The following is a 19,086-nucleotide window of genomic DNA, read 5'->3' as shown; positions in this document are numbered from 1 at the left end:
CAAAAAAAGCAGTACGCTTAAAACGTACTGCTTTTTTTATTTATACAAACGCTCAAAACACTATATCTGTTTACTATGATCAAAATAACGTGCCAGACCATTTAACAATAAATCATCGCGCAGGCGCACTGGGCGATTGACATGTTGCGCGATGATATGAGCATCACCACCAGTCATGATGAGCTCAAAGTTGGGATGACGATGGCTAATCTCATTGATCGCCCCAACGATGGACAATAATATCCCACGATGGACCGCATCTTGCGTGGTGGTGCCCTGACTGACACTATCAAAAGTACCGTTAGAGATAGTAATTTGCTTGGTACCAGAGAATAGTGATTCACGTTGCAGATAGATGCTTGGGAAAATATAACCGCCTAAATGTTCAGCGTGATCAATCAAATCAATCGTCACCGCTGTACCGCAACCAATCACGCACTGGCGCTTTTTCTTATCAACTGCGCCCAGCATTTGTAGCCAACGATCACAGCCGAGCTGCTCGTCATTGTAGGCGCTACGCATCAATGGGTGTGCCGCATCAACATGGACAAACTCAAACGGAATATTCAGACGACCTAACGTCTCTGACACTTTAACATTCAAATCGTCGCCCAGCACCGATGAGATACCAATGAAATCAGGCGCATAACGCTCAAAACGATCGGTCAGACCCATGAGTAATTCGGCAGGCGCTTGCAAGTGCTGCTTGGCATCGTGCGCGACTATTTGCCCGATATCATCGGTGAGCCAGTATTTAAGACGGGTATTGCCAAGATCTAACCAGAGCATAAAAATCCCTTTATATGGTGCTCGTTAAGTATGCGGTTTAAGCTTCACGAATCACATCAATACGACCGGTAAAAAGCGCAGAAATCTTACCGTTATCTTCACGCAATTGCAAACAGCCGTTTGTATCAATACTGCAGGCGTCACCAGTGATGACATGCGAATTATCATCATGGTCTTGGCTGACACGTAATCGCAGACCTGCCAGTGCATCCATCGTCGCAAACTCTTGCAAAAAGCTATCTAAATAGTAAGTATGCCCAGTGGGTCTTTCTATATCAAAATGCTCAAAGCGCGTCATAGCCGCCAGTAACGCTTCACTAATTTGTTGATAAAGCGTCTGTAAGGTTGGTAAATTGTACGCGTAATCTGATTCAAGCATGCCGTAAATATCTTGTAAGCTAATGGCTTGATAGCTCATGCCTTCGCAAGTCTGCGCGGTTAGTTTTGGCGCAGCTTGTACATTCAATCCAACGCCCATGACCACACCAACCAATTTTCCTGCCTTCCAAACTGGTTCAATTAAAATACCTGCAAGCTTATTAAATTGGATAATTTGCGTGTCTGGTTCAGCTTTATCTGCTTCAGATGAATTTTGATAAAAGCCCAAGTCATTGGCCCATTTTACGCCAATAGGGATTAAACCTTGCGCGCGTAATTGTTCATTTAACCTTTGGATAATAGGCATTTTTGCCAACTCGACGCCGATAATTAACGATAATAAACCGCTAATGGGCATGTGTACTGGATGATATAACGACAGATAGACATTGCCGCGCGGTGATTGCCATGAACGACCGCGCTGCCCGCGTCCTGCGCTTTGGGTCTCAGCCGTTAATAGATGCAATTCAGTAGCATCCAGCGTAGCATCTTGCACAGCGTCTATCAGCTCACTATTGGTAGAGGCGCTGCTGGTCACATGACGATGGGTAAGTTCGGGTAAATGGACGGAATAATTGGCTGGTGACGGCATAGATATAGATAACGGCATAAATTTAGTCGCTGTAGTTCATATAAGGTTTAATCGAGTCTTTAAGATAGCATTTGATATACTAAGGCAATTTTAAAAATGACAGCCATCGGCAGAATTGTCACGACTTGAATACTAATGACGCGCAGGCGCTGGTTATTATCATCTAAAAATAACCATTATAAAAGGTAGTACTATGATGTTGTATGTGTGGTTTGTCATTGCAGGGGCGTTTGCTGGGGTCAGCGCAGGTTTGTTTGGCGTCGGCGGCGGCATGATTATCGTACCAGCATTGGTATGGATTTTTACTGCGTATCATTTCCCTCCTGAAGTGGTGACTCATTTGGCGATTGGCACGTCACTGGCGACCATCGTTGTGACTTCGATTAGCTCATTGACTGCGCATAATAAGCGCGGCGGTGTACGCTGGGAAGTATGGCGCAAAATGGCGTTGGGCTTGGTCATCGGTAGCCTCGTTGGCGCAGGTGTTGCTGACATGATTGACGGTAAGGTATTACAAGCCATCATCGGTGTCGGGGCGTTATTGGTCGCTTTAAAGATGTTGTTCTTCTCTAACAAAGAGCAGTTAGGTAGTAAGCTGTTGCCGTCCGCTGGTGTGCAGTTTGGCGCGGGTACAGGTATTGGTATGGCATCGTCTATCTTCGGGATTGGTGGTGGGAGCTTAACCGTGCCGTTTTTAAACTGGGCGGGACTGCCGATGAAGCAATCGGTCGGCACTTCAGCGGCTTGTGGTTTGCCAATTGCATTGGCTGGCGCAGCAGGATTTGCATGGTTCGGGCAAGATGTGGTCAATTTGCCTCAGGGCACGATAGGCTTTGTCCATATTACAGGCTTTATATGTATTTCAGTCGTTAGCTTCGCTATGGCAAAAGTCGGTGCCAAGCTTGCCCATGTATTACCTGCGCTAACGCTTAAGCGTGCCTTTGGCATATTGTTATTATTTGCTGGTGGTCAGTTATTGTTAAGTGGGATTGGGGTGATTTAAGTTACTTCTTATCAATCGCATCTAGCCCCAAACGCATCCACTTTCTTGCTAACTCATCATGGTCGCTGAGCATACTCCATAGCGTATCTTCACTAAAGATAGAGTGCTCTTTGCCCGAGTGCTCAATTGGCAGATCCGCTTCACGATCCGCCATCCATTGCGGATTAAGATAGTAATCTTTTAATTCGTTTTGCAATGTTTCAGCTTTTAAGAACTGCTGTTGCGCCTCAAGCTGTTTACGATGTAGCTCACACCATTCTTCATATTTTTGTTGTAGTTCTTGCGGATTATAATCAGTCATTTTTATACTCTTATTTTTTGATAGTTATATGAATGATTATTATTTCAGCCCTATTATAGCATCCTTCACAAACCCTAAAAATCCGTCACAATTTCAGGTAGAATAGCCGCCTGTTTTCGCCATATTTACTGATCCTTCATGCGCCTAAAATCTCTCAAGCTGGCAGGCTTTAAATCCTTTGCCAATCCAACGACTTTTACCTTCCGTCATGGAATCACCGCCATTGTCGGGCCGAATGGCTGTGGCAAATCCAACGTCATTGATGCCATTCGCTGGGTGCTTGGTGAGACCTCTGCCAAGCAGTTACGTGGCGGGGCAATGAGTGATGTCATCTTTGCCGGCACGCAAGATAAATCCGCCAAAAGTGTTGCCAGTGTCGAGCTGACTTTTGAGCATACGCAAGACGAGCAGACGGGTATTCGCCATGAGTTTAATTTATATCAAGAGCTGTCAGTCCGCCGACAGGTAAATAAAGAGGGACGCTCAGACTACTTTATCAATGGTACGCGCTGTCGTCGCCGTGATGTGGTCGATGTATTCTTGGGAACTGGGCTTGGCGCGCGCAGTTATGCGGTCATCGAGCAGGGCATGATTGGGCGTATTGTTGAATCTAGCCCCATGCAGCTGCGAGAGTTTATCGAAGAGGCGGCAGGGGTTTCGCGTTATCAAGCGCGCCGCGAAGAAACGCAAAAAAAGCTAGAGAAAACTAAAGATAATTTAGCACGTCTGCATGATATGCAAAGCGAGCTGATTAGCCAACAAAAACGCTTATCTAAGCAAGCCGCCAGTGCTGAGCGTTATGAAGAGTTAGCGTTAGCGCTTGCTGATATCAAGCAGCAACTTGCCATTCAGCAGTTATATCAAGCTAAGCATAACCAGCAGCAGCAAAAAATCGCCCATGAACGTAGCGCTAATGAGGTCGCCACACTAAAAGCCAGCTATGAGACTCTAAAAGCTAAGCAAGATAAGCTTGCTGCCCATATCAATCAAGAACAGTGGCTAAAAGACGATGCGCAAAGCAGCCATTATCAGCAGCAGCTAAGCTATCAACAAGCTGAGCATGAGCTAAGTGATGCAAAGTCGCAGCTAACCGTTATTGAACAGCAACTAGTCAGTTTAGAGCAGCAGCGTGAGCAAGCAGTCGATGAGATTGAGCGTTTAAAAGCTGAGCAAGCTACGCAGCAAAACGTGCTAGAAGAATTGCGTCCGCAGCTAATTGAACTGACAAATAAACGTGAAGCGTATAAACGCAACGAGCAACCATTACAGCGCGCCTACCATGACGCGCAAAACAAGCTGTCACGCCGGCAAGATAATGCGCGTACGCTTGAGCAGCAGCAAGCGATTAATAGCCAAGCGCAAAAACGTCATCAGCAAAATCATGAGAAATGGCAGCGTCGCCAGCAAAACTGGCAGAAACTATGGCAGCAACTACAACAGTCACTAGCACCAGCTGCCAATGCTGACAGGGCTGATGGTGATGGGCAAGAGCAGGCTGATGCGAACAATTTGCAGCGCCCATTAGAGATGCAAGTGACTGAGCTGAATAAGCAGTTGCAGCAGATTGAGCGTCAACAAGATAGCGTTGATGAACGACTGTCTGAACTACAACCGCAAGCGCATGATTTACAACAACGCTTGATAACTCAGCAACGCGAGTTGAGCGAGGATGAAAAACGTCACGCAGTCTTAGCAGGTGAGTACGATACTCTACATCAGATATTACATCCTAAGCCCACACCAAAGTCGCAACAGCAAGCATCTATTTCAGGAACTGACAATTTAAAAACTGTTTTAGAAAATGAAATAGCCAACGACTATAACGACTTAGCTATCACCACCTTACGTGAGCAGATTGAACTCAGCGCAAAAGGGCAACAGCACGCAGAGTTACTCGATAGCGTAATGGCTTTATGGCTCGATAGTCATGTGCTGATTTCTAACCAAATTAGCAGTGAAAAGATTAATGATGACTCTCAAACAGCCGATAGCTTATGGCAAGCGCTTGAGCATGACTTAACGGATTTGTTCACTTATCAGAATGCGCAAAACGAACAGATTAATAAACAGGACAATTTTTCAATAGAAAATGGTCATAGCCTGTGGCTATCTGCTAAGCAAAGTGATGTAAACGCAAAGCCAATTGTTAGCGAATTGCCTGACGGTTTGACTGATACAATACTGCCTTTATCACAGCTGATTACTGCACCTAACTTAGCGCTTTGGCAGCAATGTTATTTATATGTCGCACAATCTGAGGTCACTAATAATCAGACTCTTGACGCGCTCGCTGATATTCTGAAAATATTACCATCATCAGCAATTCTGCTAACCTCTGACGGTTGGCTTATCAGTCGTCAGGGTACGATGAATCTAAGCAAGTTTGCTGGCGCGCAAAATGGTCAAAATGAGAGCAATAGTCAATTTTTAAGCCAGCGCTTACAGCAGCGTAGTCGTTTGCAAGCGTTAGAAGCGTTGCTTGATGAATTTGAAGGCAAAATACAAGATCAACAAAAGACCATCGCTAATAACCAGCGCAACTACGATGCGTTAACGATCAGCTTAGAAGAAACTCGTGCGCAAGCGGAGCAATTGACCCGTGATAAGCATCAATATCAGCAGCAGCTTACCACTCAGCGCGCCAACGCTGAACGTCTACAAGCAGACAGCCAGCGTCTAAATGCTGACAAAGAAGCCCTTGAGCAAGAGCAACAAGAGCTTGAGCAAGAATTGCAAACCCTCAATCATGAGCAGCAACATATCCAAAGTGAGATAGCGGCGCTAACGCCGCAAATATCTGATGCCCGTGCGACCAGTCAGCAATTACAGTCCGAGCGTAGTGAGCTCGCCCGCACACGTCAGGCAGATGATGACGCTTGGCAAGCATTGCAGCTTCGTATTCAACAAAGCGAGATGCGTTTAGAGCATAGCGTGAGTAGTCTTGCGCGGGCAACTGCGCAACATGATAAATCGCTACAAAGCGAACAAAGTCTAAAGGCGCGTCATGAGCAGCAGCAAAGTAAACTGCCCGCACTACAAGCAGCATTGCAAACAGCACAGAAAGCACGCGATGAGCAGCAAGTAGTATTAACAACACGCGAAACCGCATTGAACGTGCTTAAACAAGAGTATAGTCAGCAGCAGGTCGAGCTAGATACGCTACAACAGTCATTGCAAACACAACAAAGTGAGCTTGCACGTCTTGCCACCGATTTGGCTCTAAGCATGGCACGGCTAGAGGATGCTAGCAGCCATACCCAAGAAGCGCTAGATGCTTATGATAAAGTTAGCCATAAATATCAAGCGCAATCGGAGATGTCGCAGCAGCCACAGCATAAGCAACAAGTAATGAGCGTAACAAACTTATTAGCAGATTTTATCGCCCATGATCGCCGTGTACGTCCCGATAAAATCGCAGAATTAGAATCTGAATGTGCGAAGCTTGAACAGCAACTAAGCAAAATAGGCGCAGTCAATCTCGCTGCAGTAGCAGAGCTTGCGGAAGTTAATGAGCGTTTAGAGCCACTGGCGCAGCAGACAGCAGACATTGCTGCTAGTATGGAGACGTTAACGGAGGCGATTGCCTCGATTGATGAAACCACCAAGACGCTATTTATGCAGACACTTGAGGCGGTCAATAGCGAGCTTGCCAACTTATTTGCCAAAGTCTTTGGTGGCGGGCAAGCAAGCTTAACGCTAAATACTGACGATATGCCTGCTAATGCGCCAAAGTCAGAGCAGTGGCGGGCAGGGCTAACCTTAATGGCGCAACCAAAGGGCAAGCGTAATAGTCGCCTTGCCGTACTGTCAGGCGGTGAAAAAACGCTCACAGCGCTAAGTTTAATTTTTGCGATATTTAAGCAGCATCCGGCACCGTTTTGTGTGCTTGATGAAGTCGATGCGCCGCTTGATGATGCCAACGTTGCTCGCTTTACCAGTCTCATTCATGAGTTGGCAGACGATTTGCAGTTTATTTTTATCAGTCATAATAAGCTGACGATGCAGATTGCTGATGAGCTAAAAGGTATTACCATGCCAAACGCAGGTATTTCGACTTTAGTCAGTGTTTCACTTGATGAAGCGGTGCGTTATGTAGAAAGTTAAGACTAAACAAGTTAACATTGAACAAAATGATGTTTCACAGAATGATGTTGACGCTACTATTAGCATGGTCACTGATAGCAGTGTTACTGATTGGCTATAATAAAATTGCACGCCACAATCGTTGCAAACGACTCAAATAAAGCGTGCTGACTATAAAATACACAATGTGGTGACGACATGGGTCAGCCATGCTAGAATATTGCCATTTATGCCTTCTTATGTATTCCCTTTTATCATAGTTATTAGGATATATTTCTCATGACCGCTATTCAGTTTATATTGATTGCCATTGCCGCGTTTATCGTGCTCGCAGGGCTGTTTATGGTCATTCGCAGCTTTAAGCGCCGCAAAACGGCTGAGGCTGCCGCGGTCAATTATGATAAAAACGGTATTCCTATCATACCGCGCCACGAGCGTAATATCGTCGATGAGCCAGACTTAGAAGATACCGTCGCTGGCGAGACTAGCATCGGTCCTGATCGCAGTTATTTGGATGCCGTCGTCGAAGAAGAACCTTTGACCCAGACGCATACCACTGTCGATACGCAGTTGACCGTTGGGCGTGGTGAGACTAATGACGTTAATCATGACGTGATGGCTGATACCGATTATGCGCGCTGGCAGGACGAACAACAGCGTAGCGATAATAGCGAGTTTGCAGAAACGGCGCAGCAGATGCAAATCGAGCAAGAGCCTGATGCCTTTTCTAGCCTGATGTCGGCGACTGACAATTTGATGCCGTCGATTGATACGGCAGAAGAGCCAAGCTTTGATAATAATAGTCCGATATTGGATCAGCATCTGTCAGAGCCTGTTGATGAAGCGCAAAACGGTCCATTGATTAATGCCAAAGACAATATCAATATCACTATTTTGCCGCATCAATACCGTGACCGTCCAACAGCAGTGATACGTGGTCGCGATTTATTGGCGTTAATCGATAAATATGGCTTACGCTATGGGGCGATGAATATGTTCCATCGCTACGAGCAAAAAGACGGCACCGGTATGCTGTGGTTTAGCATGATGGGCATCACCGATAGTGGCATCGCACCTTTTGACCCGCATAGCGTGGCGACCAATACCTATAATGGCGTGGTAGTGTTTTTATCGTTGCCGCATCCGCAAGCGCTGCGTAGCTTTGATAGTATGATGAGCATTGCCTATATGATGGCAAGTGATTTGGACGCGATTATGCTCGATGAAGAGAACGAACCAATCACCCCTGAATACAAGCAGCAACTGCGTAATCAAGTGCGCGATTATGAAGGTTAGTTGTAATATATTAATACAGGTTGATTGATACAAGCTAATAATATTAGTAGCATTGAAAAAGGCAAATAACAATTGACGTTATTTGCCTTTTTCAATGGGCTTTAGTTTCTGCAAAATGCTAGATTTGGTTCAAGATAATTTAGATACAAGTGAGGTGAGTAAAAGTACTACACATAGTAGACTGAGCGAGCATGACACAGTATCTAATTTATATAGGATCGACTATATCCGAGTATCCTACAAACTTGTTATTATATCGGCATCTTGAATCGCAAAAAAAAGACGCCGACTATGACTGATCCTATCGCACCGCTTACCCCTAAAGACATGAATAAAGACAGTAATACTGCACAATCTGCAAGCAGTGATGCTGCTATCGTCACCCAAATGCGCACGCTTATTGATAATCTAAAGACGCATAATTATGCCTACTATGTGCTCGATAATCCGATTTTAGAAGACAGCGAATACGATCAACTGCGTCGCTCATTGATTGAGCTCGAAGAACAATATCCAGATTTGGTACAGCCTGACAGTCCGATTAATCAGGTTGGCGATACGCCGCTGTCAGCCTTTACCCAAGTTACCCATGATATTCCAATGTTGTCACTAGGCAATGTCTTTGATTATGATGAGTTACATGGTTTTATGCGCCGCGTCAATGATCGACTTAATGACGCGCAGAAAAATCCTGAGTATGAGATGGAGCTAAAGCTTGATGGCTTGGCGGTGTCACTCAAATACGCTTATGGACAATTTACCCAAGCGGTGACGCGCGGTGATGGGCAAACGGGCGAGGATATCACCCAAAATGCCAAGACCATTCGCAATCTGCCGCTTTGGCTTGCGGATGCCGCTGAGATTGAGCTATTAGAAGTACGTGGTGAAGTGCTCATGCCCAAAGCAGGCTTTGAGCGTCTCAATCGTCTGGCTGAAGAGAACGATGATAAAACCTTTGCTAATCCTCGTAATGCCGCTGCGGGAAGTTTACGACAGCTTGACCCAGCCATTGCTGCCAGCCGTCCGTTAGCTTTCTATTGCTACTCAGTGAATCAAGGATTGCCAGATACTATCGACACTCAGTCAGGGGCACTGGCATGGCTTACCGAGCTTGGATTTACGGTCAGCGCGGTAGAAGTAGTGGCAAATCCACGCGCCGCGCAGACCTATTATGAGTCAGTGATAGAAGGGCGTAGCGATCTGCCATTTGAAATCGATGGTATGGTGATTAAGGTCAACAGCCTTGCGTTACAGCAGCAACTTGGCTACCTATCACGCGAGCCACGCTGGGCAACTGCCTATAAATTCCCTGCCGAAACGGTGATGACGCGTCTCAACGATATCGAGTGGCAAGTCGGACGGACAGGACAAATCACACCAGTCGGTAAGCTTGAGCCTGTTAAAGTCGGCGGCGTCACCGTCAGCAATGTCACCTTGCATAACTTTGGCGAGATTCAGCGATTGGATGTGCGCGCAGGCGATACAGTCAGCGTCCATCGGGCAGGCGATGTTATCCCAAAAGTCACTCGTGTCTGGCACGATCAGCGCCCAGCCGATAGCGAGCCAGTCACGCTACCCTCTACTTGCCCTGTCTGCGACTCTCCCGTCGTGCTGCCTGAAGATGAAGCATTGGCGCGCTGTACGGGCGGATTGTTTTGCCCAGCGCAGCAGCAAGAAGCACTTATTCATTTTGTCTCACGCCGTGCCATGGATATCGATGGGCTTGGCGCAAGTTGGCTCATTAGCTTCTTTGAGCATGGTCTGGTCAAGACTGTCGCTGATATCTATCAGTTGCACAACCATGCAGATGAGATGGTCACATTTGAGAAACTGGGTGAAAAATCGGTACAAAATATCATCAACGCTATCGAAGCCAGCAAACATACGACATTGGCTCGCTTTATTTACGCACTAGGTATTCGCGGTGTCGGCGAAGGCACAGCACAGAACTTTGCTCAGCAGTTTGGTGACTTAGACAGTCTGATGGCAGCCAGTATTGAGACTTTGATAAAAACCCCAGATGTCGGAGAAATCACTGCCGAGCTGACCTATAAATTCTTCCGCGCGCCGCACAATATAGAGGTCATCACCGCACTACGTGAAGCTAGGGTGCACTGGGATAATGTTGAGCAGGTCGCCTCAGAAGGGCTGCCACTCGATGGGCAAACGTGGGTCATCACAGGTGCGCTCGATAGCATGGCACGTGACGAAGCCAAAGCCAAACTACAAGCGCTGGGTGCAAAAGTCTCAGGCAGTATCTCGGCAAAAACGACTGCGCTACTGGCAGGTGATAAAGCTGGTTCGAAGCTCACCAAAGCGGAAAAATTGGGTGTGAAAGTGGTGAGTGAGGATGAGTTTTTGGTGTTACTACAACAGTTATAGTAGCTAGAGTGAGAACTTAGTGATGCTATTGCTATATTCTCACTCTAATTTTAAAAATTTACATATATAATAATCGCTAATTTTACATCAAATCTCTAACTAGCCTATTAAATTTAATGGACGGAGTATCTTGGTCTAATAAATATATTACGTCTCGATATTCATCACTTATTTTATATTGTTTCATAGTTGGCTTTTTTGGATCTCTATAGTTTTTTACTACACCTTTTTCTATGAGAGTAGAAAGTAAATTAACGGCGGATAGTTTTTTTCTAACCTGTGCTTGTTTTCTAGGGTAGAAATTACCACGTTCATAAAAAAGCTTAAATACTTTTATTAAATCCGTTGAAATATCTTGTTTTTGATCTTTTTTATGTTCACGTGTTTGGCTGATTAAATGTTGAATTTCTACTAAGTCACAACTAGTGCTAAAAAGTTTTTCTGGAATATTCGTAGATATACCGTCTCGTGGGTCAATATCTTTAAAATATGAATCATAAAACCTAGTTGAGCTATCAAAAGTACATTCCCAGAAATATTCATAATTAATGAAAATACAGTCTTTAAAGATTTTACCGCGGAAATCGAATGTTGGCTTGCTAGAAGAGTTCCCAAAAATATCAATTAGACATAAGCCCTGTATATATCCATTACTTTCGAATATCTTTTCGATGAGATCAGTTCTAGTATTAATGTTGGACTGATTATTGCTCTTCTCTAAAAGAGTTAACAGAAGAGTTACTATTGCGGAAATAAATAAATTCTTATCATTTAAGCTTTCATTATTTATATTATCTATTAGATATAAGCAAAAAATTACTAAGTCGTCATCAAGAACTACTTTTTCTGAAATAGATTTAGCAAAGCTAGTGTCAAATTTTAAATAACCACTAATGATTCTAAAGATATTTTCTTCTATTTCAGGTAAGTCTTTAGTATTAAAAAATTCTGAAACTAAAAGTGATTTAAAGTATATATCAAAAACATCATATCGAAAGTAAAAATTCTCATCTTTATACAAGATTAAGGGATGGCCTTTGATTTTATCTATATATGAATTGTCAATTTCAACATCCATATTTTTATTCTTGAGTACTTGTTTAATATCGGTGATACTTATGCTGTTTTTCTTACTAGAAGCCATACTTATAAATAATTTAATCTGATGGTCTAGGCTCAAACTATCTAGTTTTACAATTTCTCTAGTACATATTTGAGCAACTAATACATCTAAGTGATTCTTTTTATCTAAATACTGACTATTTATCTTATTGTTTATATCTATATCATCATTATCTGACTCAATAAGATAACTAATCATATCTAAAAGGAAGGGGATGTAAGTTTTTTGTTCAGAAATATATCCATCTTCTTTTGTTTCAATCGCTAACTTATTAGCTAACAGCATAGCCTTATTTATTTTCTTTTCTTGAACTAATTTTTTTGAAAAGAATTCTGTTGCTAAATCACTATTAAAAGCTTTTAGAGTTATTTCTGGAAGTAGTATTTTCTTACCAACCTCATTCCAAAAATGATCTCTACAGGTAATTAAAATTTTAGTTCTGTGAAGACCTGATGAATATTCTTCGAATATTGAATTTATAAAAGTTTCTATATCAAATTTATCACCAAGCTTGGCGATAACCTCATCTATCCCATCTAATACGATGACTAGACTACCATTATCGATTGATAGCTTCAGGAGATCTTTACTAAACTTTGAACACTCTAAACTTTCAACTTCCATTAATGCATTGTAAAAATCGAAAACATCACTAATTTTGTTGTCTTGACTATAGTTTCTTGAAAGTTCACTAATTATCTTTTTGGAATCAATAAATAATATTCCTAAACTATTAACTTCATCGTAAACATAGTCTAGAAACTGCTTCGCAAGCGTAGTTTTCCCAATGCCGCCATGACCACTTACAACAAATAGAGGTTCGCTTTCAGTATTAAACCACTCTTTAAGTCTATCGATAGCGGATAGGTCTAAGTTACTGTTGTTATCATTGTCATATAGCCCATTAACATAAACAGGGAGGTTGAATTTTTCGTATGGAAGAATACAATCCTTATATAAATGTTCATATCCAAACTCGTCGATAAAGAAAACATGATTAGTGCCAAAGAGCTTTCTTATATTTTCTTTTCTTCTATCTACGTCTTTAATATTTGGTTTATCTATTAGTATTATAGTTCTGCTAAAATCTAAGATTAAATTATTTTTCTTTATTTCTCCTAATGTTTTCCCTTGATTTGTATTCTCATGTAGATAGATAAATTCTTTTGAGTCTGAGAATCTATCAACTAATTTATATACTTCATATATAATATTTTCTTTCCATTTTTTCACTTTAATTGGAAAATTTTCTGCTAAAGAAAAGCTTGAGTTTTTATCTATATATAGTTGAATAGTTTTTTCTATAGACCTTTCAGATGTTATTACATTTTCATATTCATCTTTTCTATTTTTCAAAAAATCTTTTCTATATTCTTCAAACTCATATTTTAACCCTTCTATTTCAGAAATATCAGCAGTTCTTATTTCATCTGATTTTTGACCTTTTCTGACTAAAACTGCTCCTTCATCTAATGATCTGGTTTTAGTCTGTAATTCTTTTTTTGTTTCAGTTATAAACATTGGGGAGGGTATGTCAAAAACTAAGAGTTCAACACCGTTGTGGTTTACTTTATTTATACTAAAATTTATAAATGCTGGTCGTGTATGTTTTTCTAGCCTTTGAACTAAGTCTTTCTTAAAGCTATCGATATTCCGAAGTTGTTTTATCTTAGAGAAATCTATGTTATATGGTTTTTTTTTCGCTTTCACAAAATCCAAATATTAGATATCTATTTTGACCGACATAACTATGATAGGCATTAGCGAGTGAAATTATATCTTTTAGAAACTCTCCCCATTTAATAGTCATATCTTCACTAGGCGTACTATCATCCCAATACCACTGCCTTTTAAACTCTAATATGGGCGACTCTTCTTTCGCTAGAATCAGTTCAATAACGTCTTGCATTTTGCTTTCCATGAAGTTTAGTAAATATGTCGCATCTTATCATTAATATAACATTTGTTTATAAAAATATTTAATCTCAATATTATTATTAGACTTCAAATATTTGCATCATCAGCTGCTAGCATGCGCTTTAACCTCACCCTTCTTACCATCCGGCTGAATCACGATAGGCAATACCAGTCCTTTCGCAAAGTCATCTGACAGTACATAATCATAGCTACTGGCAGCGACATCAGGCGTGGTATGAATGACAAGCTTCATGTCTTTACTATCAATAATTTCATGTGAGGTATAGCTATCGCTAAGCTGATCGAGCAGCTTTGACAGCGCTTCATTGCTTGCCATACTTATCGTCAGATTGTGCTGCGCGGTGGCATTATCCACATCGAAATATTCCGCATAATCGCGCACATTTTGGCTATCGAGCGCAAACGGATATTTATAATTGGCGGGGTCAGCAGGCTTTTCACCACTGTCTACTAATGACCAGTCTATCGTACCGACTGCTGATTCGCCTTTTGGCGTCGATGAATCTGCTGCTGTCGCCGCTGCCTCAGGGGTTTGGTCAGTAGCATCAACAGAATCGGCAGCGTTATTGCAGCCTGTCAGCGCCCATATACTTGCAATTGCCATCATACTTATTAGACGCTTAGCCATCGAGTTATCCTTTTTATTATTGGTCATGATTAATATGCCCTAGTTTGACAGCTTTCTTTACGGTTCTCTAGCGAAATGGAGGAAACAAGCGCCTGTTGTAAAAATATTGAATATGAAAATATCGAAGCAACTGGCATATTCTTAAAAAATGCGCACAAAAAAACAGCCACCATATGATGACTGTTTATAGTATTGCTCAGTTTAATAATTGTAGGTTTATCATTATTAATGAACGATTAAACCAAAATTATTATCGGCCTATCTGACAGTTTACTTGATATTCTTTACCGTCAGCCCACTTCATGGCAAAGATACCTTTATCGCCTTTCATGTGCCATGCATAGACGACTTCTGAGTTTGATTCGTTGACATAGCTCGCGGTGTCACCTTGGACGCCACCATTTAAGATGATTGGTTGGTCGGCCCAGTTTACTTTAGGTAAGGTCGCGTTTAGCATGACTTGCTTTTTATTAATGGACTGTTTTGCCATGATTTTACTGTCGTCAGTACAGGTATAAGGGGCTGGTGCCATACGATCATAAGCGGCGTTAGTGACACTTTCTGAAGCAGGCGTATTTGATGACTCTGGCGTAGTAGGGACGGTGGTGGCACAAGCGCTCAATAAGGCAAGGGCAGGTAGGGCAGTCGCGAATTTAGTTAAAGTATGCATTGTTTTCTCCAAAAGTAGCTTTTATATAAAGTAACTTTTATATATCGTTATTCGTTTATGGTCATTTATTTGTTCTTAATAATGCGTTAAGCATATGACGTCATAGTAGCGAAAACGTGGTCAAAGCAATGTTAGAAATTGTTTGTTGCCTGTTAGCTTTCTTACTTAACCGATGACTAATGTAATTTCTAATTTTAGTAGGTCGTGAACTAAGCATTAACTGATTTGCAGAACAATTTAATCTTAATAACTTAGATTAGCTCATTGATTAATTTGGTCAATAAAAATCGCCCATCAACGATTAAGCTGATGGGCGATTTTTATTAATAACGAGCGTTGAGCTGTTGCCAACCAAGCTTAGTTTATAACCTTGGTTTGCTAATATAATTATTTTGTTTTGCGCGGTGGCAGACCCGTATGCTGCGTTTGGAAGTTGCCTTTGCTCACTTGCTTCTTGGTGTTTTTTACAGCGCTCGAGCTATTATTGGTGCGCTTCACCGAATCATTACCTAGGCGGCTGTTCTTTTTACGCGCTGATTGATAGCTGTCTTGTGCCGCATCACGACCTTCTAAGCTGGCGTTAAAGGGCGGAATCAAGCAGCCACGGTTTTTGCCAATCAAGTCACTACGTCCCATGTCTTGCAGTGCTTTACGCAATAATACCCAGTTCTTTGGATCATGAAAGCGCAAGAACGCTTTGTGCAATTTTCGCTGCTTGCCCGACTTGACGATATCCATGTCACCTTCACTGCGGCTAATCTTATGCAGCGGATCTTTATGCGTATGATACATGGTGGTCGCCGTTGCCATCGGACTCGGATAGAACGCCTGCACTTGGTCGGCGCGATAGCCATGACTTTTTAGCCAAAGCGCAAGATTCATCATATCTTCGTCTTTTGTGCCCGGATGGGCGGCGATGAAGTAAGGAATCAGATATTGCTCCTTGCCTGCCTCTTGGCTGTACTGCTCAAACATGGCTTTGAATTTATCATAGCTGCCCATGCCCGGCTTCATCATCTTTGATAGCACGCCTTCTTCTGAGTGCTCAGGCGCGATTTTTAGATAACCACCGACATGATGACTGACCAATTCTTTGACATATTCAGGGTCTTTTACTGCCAAGTCATAACGCAAGCCAGAAGCGATAAGGATTTTTTTCACGCCTTTGATATCACGCGCTTTACGGTATAGCTTGGTCAAATTACTGTGATCGGTGATCAGGTTTTCGCAGACGTCAGGATAGACACAAGACGGCTTGCGGCAGTTCTTTTCAATGGTCTCGTCTTTACAGTTTAGACGATACATATTAGCCGTGGGTCCACCAAGATCTGATATCACCCCAGTGAAGTTCGGTGCGGTATCACGAATCGCTTCCACTTCACGCAAGATAGACTCTTCTGAGCGGTTTTGGATAATGCGGCCTTCGTGCTCAGTGATCGAGCAGAAGGTACAACCACCAAAGCAGCCACGCATGATATTGACCGAAAACTTAATCATGTCATAAGCAGGAATGCGCGCGTCGCCATAGCTCGGATGTGGTAGGCGTGCATATGGCAAGTCAAATACGTAATCCATCTCTTCGGTTGAGAGCGGAATCGGTGGTGGATTGAGCCAAACGTCAATAGAGGTGTGTGAGTTGCCAGCGCCGCTACTATGACGCTGCACCAGTGCGCGCGCGTTGCCCGGATTGGTCTCCAAATGTAAGATACGACTCGCATGAGCATAGAGCACAGGGTCAGATTTGACGTGCTCATAATCAGGCAGACGAATCACGGTTTGCTCACGCGGCGGCATTTTAAGTTTATGCTTGCGTGCTGTCATCGGCTTATTAAAGCCACGCATTTGCACGACTTGCGTTTCTTCATCGACTTGATGCGCATTGATAATTTTATTGGTAACTGGTTCAGACACAAAGCCCTGATATTGTGATGACATTGATGACGGCATAGCCTGACCAACAGGAGAGTCCGATGGTTTGTTCTGCTCAATTGAGCAGCTATCAACGTCTTCGGTCATGACGTATGGGTTGATAATCGGATCAACACGGCCGACAGTATCGACATCGTTACTAGCGACTTCGGTCATATCCGCTTGCCAATGGCGGCGCGTCGGGGTCAACAGATAGGACGTACCACGCAATTTGCTCATTTGCTCAAAGCTATAGCCTTTCGACAGACCATGTACCACATCGACGATGGCACGCTCAGCATTACCATACAATAAGACATCGGCACGGGCATCGAGCAATATGCTGCGGCGAACTTTATCTGACCAATAGTCATAGTGGGCGATACGGCGTAAGCTACCTTCGATACCGCCTAAGATAATCGGCACATCAGGATACGCTTCGCGGCAGCGCTGGCTATAGACGATAGCAGCGCGGTCAGGACGCTTATTGGCGACATTGCCTGGAGAGTACGCATCATCGCTACGAATCTTGCGATCAGCGGTATAACGGTTAATCATGCTGTCCATATTGCCCGCCGTCACACCATAAGCATAGACAGGTTTGCCCAGTTCCATAAAGGCATCTTTGCTCTTCCAGTCTGGCTGGGCAATGATACCGACGCGGAAGCCTTGTGCTTCTAATAAGCGGCCGATAATCGCCATGCCAAAGCTTGGATGGTCGACATAGGCATCGCCTGAGATGATGATGACGTCACAAGCGTCCCAGCCCAAATCATCCATTTCTTTACGGCTCATCGGCAGATAAGGCGCAGGCTCGTAGCAGCTCGCCCAGTGTTTGTCGTAGTCGTAAAGTGGCTTGGTGCCTTGTTTAAAGGCGGTGCGGGCGATGGTATCGGCAGACATGGGCAGACCTGTTAATTAAAAAGTGGCACTAAAAATAAGCCGTTATTGTTATTCATTAACAACGGCTCATTTAAAAGCGCTCATTTTAACATGAATCGCACTCATGATGCGACCTATTCTATGATGGGCGATTAATGATAAGTTATTGATAGTGTAAGACAATCTATGAATAAAAAGGCTTTTAGAAACCAACCATCTTTTCGTTCTAAATCATCGTTTATAGTAAGGAATTACTACTCTAATAGCTGGAATGGGAAAGTCACCACATCAAATGCTAGGGCGAAAGGCAATAAAACCAACTTTTGAGCCGTATTCGTACCACTACGAGTGACTTGGTCTTGCTGCGTTTGTGTATGGAAGCTGACCATATAAGGCTTGCTTAAAGCGCGATAATTCGACTGAATTAGGCTTAAATTACTGACTTGTGGATAGATAGCGCCTTTGACAGGGATACTAAAACAAAAGCGCTGAGCGTTCATGCGCAGATCGCTGGCGGAGGTGCATTCGCGGCCACTATTTTGTAAAAAGAACTGATAGTCAGAACGCTTAAATTCATCCTTTAATTTGGCGTAAGACAGCTTCATTTCTCCCTGAAAATACCCATCATTATTGGGCACAGCAAAGCTCATGTCATTATCGACTTGGATGTTCTTTGGCGTCAGATTGGTGAGCAAATTGACCATTTCTGTCCCGCCTTGGGTCAGCACGTAGCTGTTCTTTTCACCGACGATCACCATGGTCGCATTTGGCGTTTTTGGCAATGCTTGCGCAGGACGACCAAAAGCCACGATTTGGTCTTCAGACAACACACTCTTAGTCGTGGTAGTGCTGACACGGTTATTGTCTTCTAACAATGAACTGGTGGCACAGCCTGAGCTGGCGAGCAATGCCGCGAGCGACGCCCCTGTTATCACTGTTTTAAAACTTAATGCTTTTAGTGCTGGATCAGCACTTTCTTCTTTTTTAAGGGCACGGGTATTTTTAGTCATACTACGACTTCCTTGTCTACTGTCAATGGACTATTGAGGTGGCAATTATTGTTTACTGCCAGACTTTCGTTGATATCGTACCTTTTTTAGTAGTAACTTATCT

General features: G+C 43.1%; 13 protein-coding genes. 4 read left to right on the top strand and 9 right to left on the bottom strand.

Annotated features, from left to right (window positions below):
• Positions 1-60 precede the first annotated feature (60 nt).
• The gene (locus tag AAEY79_RS00670; protein ID WP_201565814.1) at positions 61-789 is read right to left on the bottom strand and encodes a pantothenate kinase; all 729 of its coding nucleotides are present in this window, start codon (positions 787-789) and stop codon (positions 61-63) included.
• A gap of 37 nt (positions 790-826) precedes the next feature.
• Positions 827-1,777, bottom strand: a complete 951-nt coding sequence (locus tag AAEY79_RS00665) for a biotin--[acetyl-CoA-carboxylase] ligase (RefSeq protein WP_201565816.1) — start codon at positions 1,775-1,777, stop codon at positions 827-829.
• A 178-nt stretch (positions 1,778-1,955) separates the two neighbouring features.
• Between AAEY79_RS00665 and AAEY79_RS00660 the strand changes: the two genes are divergently transcribed.
• Positions 1,956-2,762, top strand: coding sequence for a sulfite exporter TauE/SafE family protein (locus AAEY79_RS00660; RefSeq protein ID WP_201565945.1), 807 nt, complete (start codon positions 1,956-1,958; stop codon positions 2,760-2,762).
• A gap of 1 nt (position 2,763) precedes the next feature.
• On the opposite strand, the gene AAEY79_RS00655 is transcribed toward AAEY79_RS00660, so the two are convergent.
• Positions 2,764-3,063 carry a DUF4298 domain-containing protein gene (locus AAEY79_RS00655; protein WP_352286795.1) on the bottom strand — a complete coding sequence of 100 codons (300 nt, stop codon included), beginning with the start codon at positions 3,061-3,063 and terminating at the stop codon, positions 2,764-2,766.
• Between the two features lie 138 nt (positions 3,064-3,201).
• On the opposite strand from AAEY79_RS00655, the gene AAEY79_RS00650 reads away from it, so the two are divergent.
• From AAEY79_RS00650 to ligA, 3 genes are all read left to right on the top strand, one after another.
• On the top strand, positions 3,202-7,167 hold the full coding sequence (locus AAEY79_RS00650; RefSeq protein ID WP_352286793.1) for an AAA family ATPase: 3,966 nt from the start codon (positions 3,202-3,204) through the stop codon (positions 7,165-7,167).
• A 258-nt stretch (positions 7,168-7,425) separates the two neighbouring features.
• Positions 7,426-8,442 carry a cell division protein ZipA C-terminal FtsZ-binding domain-containing protein gene (locus tag AAEY79_RS00645; RefSeq protein ID WP_201565822.1) on the top strand — a complete coding sequence of 339 codons (1,017 nt, stop codon included), beginning with the start codon at positions 7,426-7,428 and terminating at the stop codon, positions 8,440-8,442.
• 291 nt (positions 8,443-8,733) lie between these two features.
• Positions 8,734-10,824, top strand: coding sequence for an NAD-dependent DNA ligase LigA (gene ligA, locus AAEY79_RS00640; RefSeq protein WP_352286790.1), 2,091 nt, complete (start codon positions 8,734-8,736; stop codon positions 10,822-10,824).
• A gap of 82 nt (positions 10,825-10,906) precedes the next feature.
• Here ligA and AAEY79_RS00635 read toward each other — a convergent pair whose 3' ends face one another.
• The 6 genes from AAEY79_RS00635 to AAEY79_RS00610 all read right to left on the bottom strand — a co-directional run bounded on the left by AAEY79_RS00635 (position 10,907) and on the right by AAEY79_RS00610 (position 18,983).
• Positions 10,907-13,657 (bottom strand): NACHT domain-containing NTPase, encoded by a 2,751-nt coding sequence (locus AAEY79_RS00635; RefSeq protein ID WP_201565826.1) that lies wholly within the window; start codon positions 13,655-13,657, stop codon positions 10,907-10,909.
• A complete protein-coding gene (locus tag AAEY79_RS00630) occupies positions 13,632-13,856 on the bottom strand; it encodes a hypothetical protein (protein ID WP_201565828.1) in 225 nt (74 codons plus the stop codon). The genes AAEY79_RS00635 and AAEY79_RS00630 overlap by 26 nt, the downstream gene beginning before the upstream one ends.
• 111 nt (positions 13,857-13,967) lie before the next feature.
• Positions 13,968-14,513 carry a hypothetical protein gene (locus AAEY79_RS00625; RefSeq protein ID WP_201565830.1) on the bottom strand — a complete coding sequence of 182 codons (546 nt, stop codon included), beginning with the start codon at positions 14,511-14,513 and terminating at the stop codon, positions 13,968-13,970.
• Between the two features lie 250 nt (positions 14,514-14,763).
• Positions 14,764-15,183: a hypothetical protein gene (locus AAEY79_RS00620; protein WP_025651635.1), complete on the bottom strand. Its 420-nt coding sequence runs from the start codon at positions 15,181-15,183 to the stop codon at positions 14,764-14,766.
• A gap of 387 nt (positions 15,184-15,570) precedes the next feature.
• Positions 15,571-17,994 (bottom strand): YgiQ family radical SAM protein, encoded by a 2,424-nt coding sequence (locus AAEY79_RS00615; RefSeq protein ID WP_201582383.1) that lies wholly within the window; start codon positions 17,992-17,994, stop codon positions 15,571-15,573.
• 233 nt (positions 17,995-18,227) lie between these two features.
• Positions 18,228-18,983, bottom strand: a complete 756-nt coding sequence (locus AAEY79_RS00610) for a hypothetical protein (RefSeq protein WP_227692021.1) — start codon at positions 18,981-18,983, stop codon at positions 18,228-18,230.
• Positions 18,984-19,086 lie beyond the last annotated feature (103 nt).

The sequence above is a fragment of the Psychrobacter sp. GW64-MNA-CIBAN-0177 genome (assembly GCF_040309585.1).
Classification (GTDB): domain Bacteria; phylum Pseudomonadota; class Gammaproteobacteria; order Pseudomonadales; family Moraxellaceae; genus Psychrobacter; species Psychrobacter okhotskensis.
Note: the sequence above shows the minus strand (reverse complement) of the source record. Positions and strands in the feature narration are given on the sequence as shown.